Source organism: Flavobacterium agricola, from assembly GCF_025919725.1.
Classification (GTDB): domain Bacteria; phylum Bacteroidota; class Bacteroidia; order Flavobacteriales; family Flavobacteriaceae; genus Flavobacterium; species Flavobacterium agricola.
Map to the genome: position 1 here is coordinate 2,274,750 of NZ_CP081495.1, position 11,652 is coordinate 2,286,401.

Annotated in this window: 11 protein-coding genes; 4 read left to right on the top strand and 7 right to left on the bottom strand. The window is 36.0% G+C overall.

Annotated elements, in window-relative coordinates; translation table 11 throughout:
- Positions 1-104: 104 nt before the first annotated feature.
- From K5I29_RS11290 to K5I29_RS13480, 4 genes are all read right to left on the bottom strand, one after another.
- Positions 105-1,478 carry a DUF5689 domain-containing protein gene (locus tag K5I29_RS11290; RefSeq protein WP_264433414.1) on the bottom strand — a complete coding sequence of 458 codons (1,374 nt, stop codon included), beginning with the start codon at positions 1,476-1,478 and terminating at the stop codon, positions 105-107.
- A 2-nt stretch (positions 1,479-1,480) separates the two neighbouring features.
- Complete coding sequence (locus K5I29_RS11295) at positions 1,481-2,119, bottom strand: DUF5017 domain-containing protein (protein ID WP_264433417.1); 639 nt, start codon at positions 2,117-2,119, stop codon at positions 1,481-1,483.
- Positions 2,120-2,131: 12 nt separating this feature from the next.
- Complete coding sequence (locus tag K5I29_RS11300; protein WP_317134279.1) at positions 2,132-3,958, bottom strand: TonB-dependent receptor; 1,827 nt, start codon at positions 3,956-3,958, stop codon at positions 2,132-2,134.
- 71 nt (positions 3,959-4,029) lie between these two features.
- Positions 4,030-4,923, bottom strand: a complete 894-nt coding sequence (locus K5I29_RS13480; RefSeq protein WP_317134280.1) for a carboxypeptidase regulatory-like domain-containing protein — start codon at positions 4,921-4,923, stop codon at positions 4,030-4,032.
- A 92-nt stretch (positions 4,924-5,015) separates the two neighbouring features.
- Between K5I29_RS13480 and K5I29_RS11305 the strand changes: the two genes are divergently transcribed.
- The 3 genes from K5I29_RS11305 to amaB all read left to right on the top strand — a co-directional run bounded on the left by K5I29_RS11305 (position 5,016) and on the right by amaB (position 8,287).
- Positions 5,016-6,122 (top strand): endonuclease/exonuclease/phosphatase family protein, encoded by a 1,107-nt coding sequence (locus K5I29_RS11305; RefSeq protein ID WP_264433418.1) that lies wholly within the window; start codon positions 5,016-5,018, stop codon positions 6,120-6,122.
- Between the two features lie 74 nt (positions 6,123-6,196).
- On the top strand, positions 6,197-6,730 hold the full coding sequence (locus K5I29_RS11310) for a 3-hydroxyanthranilate 3,4-dioxygenase (RefSeq protein WP_264433421.1): 534 nt from the start codon (positions 6,197-6,199) through the stop codon (positions 6,728-6,730).
- A gap of 9 nt (positions 6,731-6,739) precedes the next feature.
- Positions 6,740-8,287 carry an L-piperidine-6-carboxylate dehydrogenase gene (amaB, locus tag K5I29_RS11315; protein WP_264433423.1) on the top strand — a complete coding sequence of 516 codons (1,548 nt, stop codon included), beginning with the start codon at positions 6,740-6,742 and terminating at the stop codon, positions 8,285-8,287.
- 200 nt (positions 8,288-8,487) lie between these two features.
- On the opposite strand, the gene K5I29_RS11320 is transcribed toward amaB, so the two are convergent.
- From K5I29_RS11320 to K5I29_RS11330, 3 genes are read right to left on the bottom strand one after another with little or no spacing between them, the layout of a single operon-like run.
- Positions 8,488-9,072 (bottom strand): PhnA domain-containing protein, encoded by a 585-nt coding sequence (locus tag K5I29_RS11320; protein ID WP_264433426.1) that lies wholly within the window; start codon positions 9,070-9,072, stop codon positions 8,488-8,490.
- Between the two features lie 2 nt (positions 9,073-9,074).
- Positions 9,075-9,566 carry a DUF6646 family protein gene (locus K5I29_RS11325; RefSeq protein WP_264433427.1) on the bottom strand — a complete coding sequence of 164 codons (492 nt, stop codon included), beginning with the start codon at positions 9,564-9,566 and terminating at the stop codon, positions 9,075-9,077.
- A gap of 24 nt (positions 9,567-9,590) precedes the next feature.
- Positions 9,591-10,331 carry a metallophosphoesterase family protein gene (locus K5I29_RS11330; RefSeq protein ID WP_264433430.1) on the bottom strand — a complete coding sequence of 247 codons (741 nt, stop codon included), beginning with the start codon at positions 10,329-10,331 and terminating at the stop codon, positions 9,591-9,593.
- A 300-nt stretch (positions 10,332-10,631) separates the two neighbouring features.
- Here K5I29_RS11330 and K5I29_RS11335 point away from each other — a divergent pair, with 300 nt between their 5' ends.
- Complete coding sequence (locus tag K5I29_RS11335) at positions 10,632-11,636, top strand: AAA family ATPase (RefSeq protein ID WP_264433431.1); 1,005 nt, start codon at positions 10,632-10,634, stop codon at positions 11,634-11,636.
- Positions 11,637-11,652: the final 16 nt, after the last annotated feature.

Here is an 11,652-nt window from a genome sequence, read left to right on the forward strand (position 1 = left end):
AGTGCAAAAATACTAATATTTTTTATTTGATTTACAGCATTTACTGCTAAGTATTTAGCAAAGTAAAAAAGAAAGTTATAAAACCTTCTTTTTTACTTCATTTTTTATTTTTCAAATAAAATATTATCCAACTGAACCCCGGGTCTGGTTTCGGCAACCGATGCGTTAGATTGAAAATCGGCTTCATAAGCAAAAATTATATGTCCTTGTCCGCTAACTCCGTTAAACGTATAAACCCCAGAATCTGTAAAGCTTGATGCCCATCCGGTTCCGCTATGTGCTGAATAGGTAAATGCATCCGTAATATCAACCAAATTGGTTGTTGGGTTTTGCGCATCAAAGTTTAACGAATAATAAACTTTTAATATAGGTTTGTTGTAATTATCCGGATTATAAGTTGGATTTGTGTAACGCGACATATAACCAAATAAGGATTGAAACGAAAGTTTGTTGAACTGATTAAAATCGTACGGCATTACAAAATAAGTTACTGTGTTACCTGTGTTTGCTGCTTTACGTGCTTGTAAAAAACGATTGCCATTAAACGTTCCAGGATACCAATCGTTGGTGCCTTCAACTTTTAAAATTTGATATTTGCTGGCATCAAAATTCTCAAAGTTTTCTATTTCTAATTCTTCTCTTGGGTTTGTAAATGCAACATCGTGCAGGGTTCTGATCATGAATTGATAACCGTTGTTGTATTTGGTTAAAACCCCACGAATTTTTCCGTTGCCAGTTGCAACCGGTGCCGATGCAAAATTAGCAAATTCGCTAACACGAACAATTAAGGTATTACCTTGGCTGTCAATTATTGGATGATCTATTGCAGTTGCTCCGGCGTAAGTTTTTAAAGCTTCGTCAAAATAGGTATGTCCTAAAGATGCTTGTGTAAATTGTACTTGATCTATTTCAATAAGCTGATTTAAATATTGATCGTTTTTAGCTTGGTTTATGTTTAATTTTTTGACCAATAAATTTTCATCTATTTTATCGCATCCGCGTACTACATATTGGTTTATGTACATGGGGTCAATTCTGCCAATTCTTGGTGCACCCGTAGCCGGCTGATAAACCAAACCAATATTTAGTCCGTTTGTAAAACTTGTTGCTCTTTCATAATTTAATCCGTTTAGTTTTACGTAAATTTTTCGCCCGGGCTCGTAATTAGCAAATAAACCACCGGCATCTAAAGACAAACTTATTCCTGCAGAATTATCAATTGAAACAACAGAAAGCGTTTTATAAAAATTTCCGCCTTCGTCGCTAGAAACTACATAGCCTTCAATAACTTCATCGGCTGTGCCGTCGTAAATGGTGTTTACACTACTTGCTTTACTACTTAAATCGGCAAAGGTTAATGTTGCGTTTGTGGTTGTGCAATCGCCATTTAAATCTGGAATGCCATAATTTGCATTATCCGAACAGCTAGCTCCAAATGCTACAGCAAATGCTGCTATATATTTTGATACGTTTTTCATAGCTAATTGATTATAAGTTTAATATTATCTACCTGTACGGTTGTTGATGCACCTCCGGTTTTAGCGCCTTTATATACTAACGCGATATACACAGTTTGTTTATTTGTTGATTCGTTTAAATAGTTCATGTTTTTAATACGAACAAACTCGTAATTTGGTGTTGCTGAAGGAAAATTAAGCGAAATTGATGACCAAACAGCTTGATTTATGTTTGCTGCATCACCATCGAAATCTGTCGAATAATATACGTTTAAAGGAAATGTACCAACCGGAAAGGCTTGAGCTAAATCAAAGTTTAATGTTATGTTTTGATTGGCTTCTACTGGTGCTCCTGGTAAAATAAACCAAACGTTATCACTGGTATTTGCTTCGCTATAAAAAGATGAGAATTGCATGTATTTGTTGTTGCTAAAAGATCGCACACCCCAAACAGGTAAGTTAGTTGTATTGGTATTTATAACCCCAGAAATTGCCACCGGAACATCTTCTGAGCCACTTCCTGCCGTTTGATTGGTAAAATCTTCATTAAAAAAGGGATGTGTGAACGGTGGAATCTCAAAATCATCTGCATTAGTACAACTGCTTAACGTAATAACGCTCACGCTAAAAAGTAAAAATAAGTATTGAATATATTTTTTCATGATGCAATCGGATTAAAAGTTAAAGTAAACATTGGCAAAAAATGTACGTCCGTACCCGTGAAAATACTTAGGCCCAAACGAGCGTGTGCCAGAAGCCAAATCTTGTTTTAAATCTACATAACTTGCTTTTCTAGATTGTTCAAAACCACCGGTTTTATACGTAACATTAAACACGTTGTTTACTGAGGCAAAAAAGCCAAGCGTATTTCTGTTTTTTCTAGAAACGCGCCATGATTTACCTCCTTGTACGTTAACTAACGTAAAGCTGTTTAGCTTTTCTTGCTTTAATAAATCTCGAACTTCATTCTCGGTCATTCCAACATACGGATCTCCGGTTGCATTGTTGGTAACAAAGTTTTTAGTGCGTAAAATTGCAGACGGATCTAAATACAAATCATCTAAATAATTTACATTGGCTCCAATCCACCAATATTTTGGATCACGATATTCTAATCCTAAGCTATATGCTTGTTGCGGAATACCACCTTGTCGGTAATTTTTTAAATACGCCGTGCCTAAATTTACGATAGATGGTTTTTCTGCCGCAGCTAAGGCATCGTCGTTGTATTTTACGTTTGCATTTTTAGAATAGGTATATTGCCCATAAGCAGCTCCTGCAATAACTTTTAGGGTTGAGGTTATTTGATATTCTAGCCCCAATTCGCCTCCCATATTTTGTTTTTGAATACCGGTTAAAATTTCAGATATAAATGAGTTTCCATCTCCTCCCGTTTCTTCAGATCCAATGCTTTCTGCATAATAAAATGTGAGTTTGGTTGCATCAGAAACTTTGTTGTAAAACCCAGAAATTCTTCCTTTTAAACGTGGGGTTCTAATAATATAAGCGGCATCTCCGCCAAAAACTTTTTCGCTAGTTAAATCGGGAGTTATGTTGTTGTTTAATCGGGTATTTGCAAAAGTACTACGCAAAGTTGGCGCTTTGGTTTGGTACAAAGCATTAAAATCAAGAATATGATTGCCACTAATACGGTAAGTTGCTCCACCTTTAAATCCGTAATTTTCAAAAACTACAGCTTTCGATTTCCCGTAAGAATTTGTTGGGTACAAACCATTTCTGTATAATCCTTCGCGTTGGTATTCCGATCTTGAAAATTGTTGTGCCAAGTACACATCAACTTTTTTAAATTTCATTCTAAACTGTGTAAAAGCATCTACCACATCTGCATATAATTTATAATTATAGCCGTATGTATCGCCTTCGTAAACTTGTCGGTTCGGATCGTTTAAATTGGCTTGTGCACTGTTGCCAGAATAATACGGATCAATATCTAAAAAATATTGTCCGCCAAGCAAATCGGTAAGTTTTTGAAAATTATGCGAAGCCAATTTTTTATAGTTCACTGCTGCATTAAACGTAACATTATCGGCTAATTCGGTAACAAAAATGGTGTTTGCCGAAAATAATTTATCTTGCGTTCTATCTTCATACAATGCATAAACGCTTTGCTGATCTACGGTGTTTAAATTGGCGCGATATAAGTTATCCCAATTAATTTGGGCATGATTCTTAAAATAAACTAACGCATCTTCTGCTTTGGTATAATTTGGAGTCCAATTACCTTGTGCATCAAATGCATTTAAATAATAAGACGGTAAATTTCTATAATAAGTTGGGTCAGGGTTTGGTGCATTTTGATAATCTAAACGCGAATTGGCAATGTGCCCCGTTTGATAGGCAACGTTGGTATTTAAGGTTGTTTTGTCAGAAATTGTCCAATAATGACTTAGCATATTAATAGGTTCTAACATGTTTTTTTCGCGCGCATTTCTTTTTTTACCGCTTTGCCAGCCCCAATAGCTGTTGTATTTGTAACCCATAATTTCAATTTGCTCTTGCGTTAAAGGGCTGTTTTTACCACGAATGTTGTTGGCTGCGATAGAAGTAAAGTTTAAGCTGTGTTTGTCGTTAAATTTTTTTCTACGGATGCAAAAACGCTAATTGCATTGTAATCGGTTCCGTCAAAAAAACCTTCTTTAGCCCAGCGCCCAGAAGCCGAAATAACATAAGCCCAACCTTTTTTACTTAAGCCCGAAGCATATGTGGCCATGGTGCGAAAGTTGTAATTGGTATTGGTTCCGGAAAATGAAACACGAGCACCAGGTCTGTAAATAGAAGCTCGAGTATTAATTTCTTGCGTACCTAATAAACTACCAAATGTATAATCATTAGCGCGCGATCCGTTAATATATTCCTGATTACGCGTAGCATCATTTAATCCGCCCCAATTACCCCATTGAGGGCGTCCGTCATAAATTTTGTTCATCGAAATACCGTTTATTAACGTACTTCCATATTCGTTATCTAAACCGCGAATGCGATAACGAGCTTGCCCCCAATTAAAAGCTGCAATTTGCAAATACGTATCTCGCGAAGCTTGAAGCAGGGCCGAGGTGCTTTCGGAGCCCGAATTGTCATCACCCAAATCGGTTTCGGTTATGGTAACCAAGCTAAGCTGAATTTCGGCTGTAATATCAACATCTAAAGCAATTACGCCCAAATCGGTAGTTTGGTTGGCAACTACTGCAACGCGTAAAACTTGAGTTACAAATCCATTAAGCTGAATTTGAACGGCATAATCTCCGGCAGAAACCGATCCGACTTCAAATTCACCCTGATCGTTTGTGGTTGCTTTGGTGTTGGTTGCTAAAATTGTAGCCGTAGCATGAACTAAGGGCTTTTGTGTTAAGGCATCAATTACCTTTCCTTTTATAGCGGGCGGTTGTTGTGCCCAAATAAAAAACACATTGGCGAATAAAAAAAAACTTAACAATATTTTTCTCATAATGCGCTTAATTTTAGTTTTTATTACTATAATAAACTGCATATCATAAAGTTATATTGTTTGTAGGTTGTTATAATTTAACTGCTATTGTTATGAAAAATTCAATTCCATTCTTATTCGTTTTATTGTTTTTGGGCGTGATAACTAGTTCGGCTCAAGACAAAAAATTTCAGGTTCATACGGTTGCTTTTTATAATGTTGAAAACTTGTTTGATACCATAAAAGGAACAAATTACGATCAAGATTGGTTGCCAAGTTCGGGGTGGACCAGTCAGAAATACAATAAAAAAATTAATAATTTAGCTTTTGTAATTTCTCAAATAGGTACCAATGCTACGCAGCATAATTCGCCAGTTTTAATTGGTGTTGCTGAGGTTGAAAATCGGAGCGTTTTAGAAGATTTGGTAAAAGCACCTAATATGGTACCACACAATTATGGTGTGATTCATTTTGATTCGCCAGATAAACGCGGAATTGATGTTGGACTATTATATAAAAAAAACGTTTTTACCCCAATTAGCTACTCAAAACATCCGCTTTATATTTACGAAAATTTAAAGCCTAAAAAAACTAAAAAAGAATCAGTAGAAACCGATTTAGAATCCAATGTTAATTACGACCCAACAACAAAACGTGTTTATACACGCGATCAGCTTTTGGTTACCGGTTTGTTAGATGGGGAAGAAGTACATGTGATTGTAAACCATTGGCCCTCTCGTTCGGGTGGAGAAAAACGTTCCTCGCCGTTTCGTGAAAAAGCCGCCGATTTAAATAAAAAAATTATAGATTCATTGTACGTAATTAACCCCAAAGCTAAAATAATTACCATGGGCGATTTAAACGACGGGCCATATAACAAATCGGTTACTAAAAATTTAGGCGCAGTAGCAAAACGCGATGAATTAGTTGCTGGCGGTATTTTTAACCCCATGTACCAAATGTATAAAGACGGAATGGGTACCATTGCATATCGTGATGCGTGGGATATTTTTGATCAAATTCTTGTTAGTGAACCTTTAGCAAGAAAAACCAATAATTACGATTCGTTGCGTTATTGGAAAGCGGGAATTTATAACCCGACGTATTTACAGCAAAAATCGGGGCAGTATAAAGGTTATCCGTTACGTAATTCTAATAACGAACCCGGTTATTCAGACCATTTTCCGGTTTACATTTATTTAATAAAAGAGCATAAATAAATCATATTATAGCAATAAAGGTTGGCGGTAGCTAACCTTTTTTATTATATTAGCAAGTAGTTAAATAAAGTTACATGAGTACTAAAGCATTCAATCTAAATCAATGGATTGAGGAAAATAGAGATTTATTAAAACCACCTGTAGGAAACAGAAATTTATATAAAGAATCTGAAGATTATATTGTAATGATTGTTGCCGGGCCTAATGCTCGCAAAGATTTTCATTACAACGAAACCGAAGAATTGTTTTATCAATTAGAAGGAACTATTTTAGTTTTTATTCAAGAAGATAATCAGAAAAAAGAAGTAGTTTTAAATCCAGGCGATATGTATTTATTGCCTGCCAAAGTGCCGCATTGCCCAGTACGCAGCGCCAATTCTTTAGGGCTGGTAATAGAACGTAAACGTGCCGGAAAAGGTTTTACCGACGGATTGCTTTGGTATTGTGAAAACTGCAACAACAAACTGCACGAAGTTTATTTTGAATTGCACGATATAGAAAAAGATTTTTTACTGCATTTCAATCATTTTTATCAATCAACAAGCTTGCGTACCTGCAAATCTTGTCATGCAGTTATGGAATCCGATCCAAAATTTATTACCAAATAAAAAACAAACATGAAACAAACAACAAGTTCTTACGGAATTCAAGAAGCCTTACTAGCTTTAGGAATTAAACCTATAAACCAAGGTGCCTCAACCGGTTCGAATTGGTTTGCAAACGGTCAAGTAATCGAATCGTATTCGCCGGCCGATGGCAAATTAATTGCTACGGTAAAAGCAGCAACCGTGCAAGATTACGATGCAGCAGTTGCTAAAGCGCAAGAAGCATTTAAAGTTTGGCGCAATATGCCAGCACCAAAACGCGGTGAAATTATACGTCAGTTCGGCGAAGCTTTACGTAAGCATAAAGAATCGTTAGGAAAATTAGTTTCTTACGAAATGGGTAAATCCCTACAAGAAGGTTATGGTGAAGTACAAGAAATGATTGACATTTGTGATTTTGCGTTAGGTCAATCCCGTCAGCTATATGGTTTAACCATGCATTCCGAACGTCCGGGCCATCGCATGTACGAACAATATCATCCAATTGGCGTGGTAGGAATCATTTCTGCATTTAACTTTCCGGTTGCTGTTTGGTCTTGGAATACGGCCTTAGCTTGGGTTTGTGGTGATGTTTGCGTTTGGAAACCATCAGAAAAAACACCTTTAACAGCAATTGCATGTCAAAATATAATTCAAGAAGTTTTTAAAAATAACGATATACCAGAAGGCGTTTCATGCTTAGTAATTGGCGACGCCGAAATTGGTAAAGCTTTAGCTAACGACAAACGTGTGCCTTTGGTTTCTGCAACCGGATCTACACGCATGGGTATTTCGGTAGCCGAAGCAGTTGCCAAACGTTTAGGTAAATCGTTGTTAGAATTGGGCGGAAACAATGCTATAATTATTACGCCTTCGGCTGATTTAAAAATGGTAGTTCCTGGTGCTGTTTTTGGAGCGGTAGGAACCTGCGGGCAACGTTGTACATCAACTCGTCGTTTAATTGTTCACGAAGCTATTTACGACAAAGTAAAAGATGCTTTAGTAAGCGCTTACAGCCAATTACGCATCGGTAATCCGTTGGATAGCAACAATCACGTAGGGCCATTAATGGATAAAGATGCTGTTGCAACATATTTAAATGCATTAAAAGTTGCCGAAACCGAAGGTTGTAAAGTAGTTGTTGCTGGTGGCGTTTTAGATAATATGGAATCTGATTGCTACGTAAAACCAGCTATTTTTGAAGCCAAAAACGAATATAACATTGTACAAACCGAAACTTTTGCACCCATTTTATATTTAATAAAATACAGTGGCGATGTACAAAACGCAATCGATTTACAAAACAATGTGCCGCAAGGATTGTCATCTGCAATTATGACGAACAACCTGCGTGAAGCTGAAGCATTTTTAGCAGCAACCGGATCAGATTGCGGTATTGCAAACGTTAACATCGGAACATCGGGTGCTGAAATTGGAGGTGCTTTTGGTGGAGAAAAAGAAACTGGTGGCGGTCGCGAATCCGGCTCGGATGCCTGGAAGGTTTATATGCGTCGTCAAACTAATACCATAAATTATTCCGACAGCTTACCATTAGCACAAGGCATAAAATTTGATTTTTAATATATAAAAGCAGCTCATTTTTTGAGTTGCTTTTTTTAAGTGCGTTTTGCAAGCGGCGGGTTTTTCTGCATGTGCTCTTTTTTTATATTTGATAAAAAAGGAGCTCAAACAATTCGCTAATGCCTAATGCAACTGCAACGATTGAAACAAAAAATGCAGTGCAATTATAATTGCACTGCATTTTTTTATAAACAAATTGTTTATTTTGTTTTCTTTACATATTGTGTTAATATCACAATGTACTGACCTTCAACTCGGCCTTCAATTTGTTCGGCATTGTCCCAAACTAATTTAATGTTATGCACAGCAGCACCACGTTTTGCAGTAAAGTTTGCGCCTTTAACATCTAAATCTTTAATTAAAACCACCGAATCGCCATCGGCTAAAATATTTCCGTTGCTGTCTTTGTGAATAATTTTATCTTCCTGATCTTCACCTTCACCAGTGGCTTGAGCCCAAGCTAAGGTTTCGTCATCCAAATACATCATATCCAACAAATCTTGTGGCCAACCTTCATGTTTCATTCTAGATAATAAACGCCAAGAAAGCACCTGAACCGGAATGTTTTCGTTCCACATGCTATCACTCAAGCATCTAAAATGATTCGGATCGGTTGTTTCTGGGTTTTCAATCTGGTCGTGGCATGTTTTACAAACTAAAACCGAAGTTTCTAAGCTTTCTTTTGCATTGGGTGGTAAGTTGTAAACTAATAAATCTTGTTCACTACCACACAATTCGCATTTAGAATTGCTACGGTCTTTTAGTTTTTTTTCAATTACGCTCATAATTAAAAATTAAAAGAAATTCCAACATTAAGTTGCGTCTGGTTATTTAAATGTCTGTAACCGTAAACATCGCTATCAAAACGTGCAATTGGGTTAACCATTTCAACATTTACCCCAAAGCCATCTGTAAAAAAGTAACGTGCACCGATTTGACCACCAAAATTGTGCATACCAATGTTTAAACCTAAATAAACATCTAAATCATCGCTAAAGTTAAGCACATCTCCAATGTTTGCATTAGCTCTTGCTCTAACATCAAAACGGCGTGCAAAATTTGCACCATCATAACTGTTTCTTATTCCAATAGCATAGGTAGATTGTAATCCTATAGATAAGTTTTGTCCAACACCATAGTCATAACCAGCTACAATTCCTGTTCCTCCGTCTTGAATGTTCATTCCAACGTTCAATTTCTGATCTCCTTTTCCTTTAAATGCCTGAGAAAATCCAACTACAGATGTCAAAAGCAAGGAAAAAATTAAAATTTTTTTCATGTGTTTTTTTCGTAAAGTTACAATTTATAATCTAGGAACGAAAGTCCGCCCCGGTGTATTGTACAGCTCGCTTAAATCATCGCTTTGCCAAAATTGTTTGGTGTTTACATCTAGTATAGAAAGTTTGTTGCCAAACCCAGCACCGGTATCTACATTCCACACATTAGCAAAGTTTTGCGGGGTGTTTTCACCAATTTCTTGTACGGTGGTATGACCAATAAAAATTTCGGTAAACTTTCGAAATCTTTTCGGGTATCTTAAATCAGAAACTTCTAATTTAGGGTCTAATGCTAAAGCGGTTTCCCACAAGGTTCTATCCCAATAAACCATTGCTTCGTTGTATTCGTTTTGAATGCCGCGTAGGTTGGTAAATCCGCCGTGAACAAAAAGACGATTTTGTGCATCAATATGATAAAAAGCTAAGTTTTCTAAAAACGATATATGCTGTTCTTTAATTTGTTCATCTAATTCTTTGTAAATAGTAAAGGTAGATAAACCACCATTTTTTAGCCAAATCATATCTTGCTTTTGATTGTAATACCAATTTAAAAACAGCTCTTCGTGGTTGCCTTTTAAAAAAATGCAAGAATGCGTGGTGTTTAGCTCCATTAAAAAGCTAATTAAATTTGCAGTATCTGGCCATCCATCTACATAATCACCTAAAAAAATCAATTGGTCTTGTGGTGTAACTTTTGCACGCTCTAAAACCTGATGCAAAGCTTTTAGTCCGCCATGAATGTCACCAATTACCAATGTTCTTCCCATTGCCATTGTTGTTTTATTTTATTCTAAATTATTCATTATTTTTTAATTCGATGCATCTGTTTCACAATTTTAAAAGACATATAATGTTATTGTTTTGTGAAAGAGCAGGTAAGGGATGAATAATTTGTTTTTTAATTAGCAATAAGTTAATTAAATATTTAGATTATTCTTGTTAAATTTGAATAGTTAATCGCAGAATTGGTATATTTAACGTATAATTAACAGATGGTGACTAATTAATTTTACAATTTGCAGTTGTAAATTTTGTTATTACATTCACGAACACTAAAAAAATAAATTATGGAAGAAAATAATACTTCATTGGATATTAGAGCTATTAATGAAAAGATTGAACGTGAAAGTGCTTTTATTGATTTGCTTATAACCGAAATGAATAAAGTAATTGTAGGTCAAAAATACATGATTGAACGTTTACTTATTGGGTTATTAGGGCAAGGACATATTCTTTTAGAAGGGGTTCCGGGCTTAGCAAAAACTTTAGCCATTAACACGCTTTCTCAAGTTGTTCAAGGTTCTTTTAGTCGTATTCAGTTTACTCCAGATTTATTACCTGCTGATGTGGTAGGTACCATGATTTATAATATTAAAGAAAACGATTTTACTATTAAAAAAGGGCCAATTTTTGCAAACTTCGTTTTAGCTGACGAGATTAACCGTGCGCCTGCAAAAGTACAATCGGCATTGCTTGAGGCGATGCAGGAAAAACAAGTTACCATTGGCGATGAAACGTTTAAACTAGATAAACCTTTTTTAGTTTTAGCAACACAAAACCCGGTAGAGCAAGAAGGTACATATCCGTTACCAGAAGCGCAAGTTGACCGTTTCATGTTAAAAACGGTGATTGATTATCCACGTTTAGAAGACGAACGCGCTATTATTCGTCAAAATCTTGCAGGTAGCTTTCAAAAAGTTAATCAAGTGGTTTCTACCGATCAAATTTTACGTGCACAACAAGCAGCTCGTGAAGTTTATATGGATGAGAAAATAGAAAAATACATTTTAGATATTGTTTTTGCTACGCGTTACCCAGAAAAATACAACCTGGCATCCTTAAAAAATTATATTAGTTTTGGTTCATCACCACGTGGTAGTATTGCTTTAGCAACTGCTGCTAAATGTTATGCGTTTATTAAACACCGCGGATATGTAGTACCAGAAGATGTTCGTGCGGTAGTTCACGATGTGCTACGCCACCGTATTGGTATATCATACGAGGCAGAAGCCGAAAACATTACTTCAGTAGATATTATTAACAAAATTGTTAATGAAATAGAAGTGCCTTAATATTTGTTTTTAGCTG

Coding starts and splice junctions, on each gene's coding strand:
- K5I29_RS11305 (WP_264433418.1), top strand. CDS start 5,016: ATGAAAAATTCAATTCCATTCTTATTCGTTTTATTGTTTTTGGGCGTG.
- K5I29_RS11325 (WP_264433427.1), bottom strand. CDS start 9,566: ATGAAAAAAATTTTAATTTTTTCCTTGCTTTTGACATCTGTAGTTGGA.
- K5I29_RS11300 (WP_317134279.1), bottom strand. CDS start 3,958: ATGGGTTACAAATACAACAGCTATTGGGGCTGGCAAAGCGGTAAAAAA.
- K5I29_RS13480 (WP_317134280.1), bottom strand. CDS start 4,923: ATGAGAAAAATATTGTTAAGTTTTTTTTTATTCGCCAATGTGTTTTTT.
- K5I29_RS11290 (WP_264433414.1), bottom strand. CDS start 1,478: ATGAAAAACGTATCAAAATATATAGCAGCATTTGCTGTAGCATTTGGA.
- K5I29_RS11335 (WP_264433431.1), top strand. CDS start 10,632: ATGGAAGAAAATAATACTTCATTGGATATTAGAGCTATTAATGAAAAG.
- K5I29_RS11330 (WP_264433430.1), bottom strand. CDS start 10,331: ATGGGAAGAACATTGGTAATTGGTGACATTCATGGCGGACTAAAAGCT.
- K5I29_RS11320 (WP_264433426.1), bottom strand. CDS start 9,072: ATGAGCGTAATTGAAAAAAAACTAAAAGACCGTAGCAATTCTAAATGC.
- amaB (WP_264433423.1), top strand. CDS start 6,740: ATGAAACAAACAACAAGTTCTTACGGAATTCAAGAAGCCTTACTAGCT.
- K5I29_RS11295 (WP_264433417.1), bottom strand. CDS start 2,119: ATGAAAAAATATATTCAATACTTATTTTTACTTTTTAGCGTGAGCGTT.
- K5I29_RS11310 (WP_264433421.1), top strand. CDS start 6,197: ATGAGTACTAAAGCATTCAATCTAAATCAATGGATTGAGGAAAATAGA.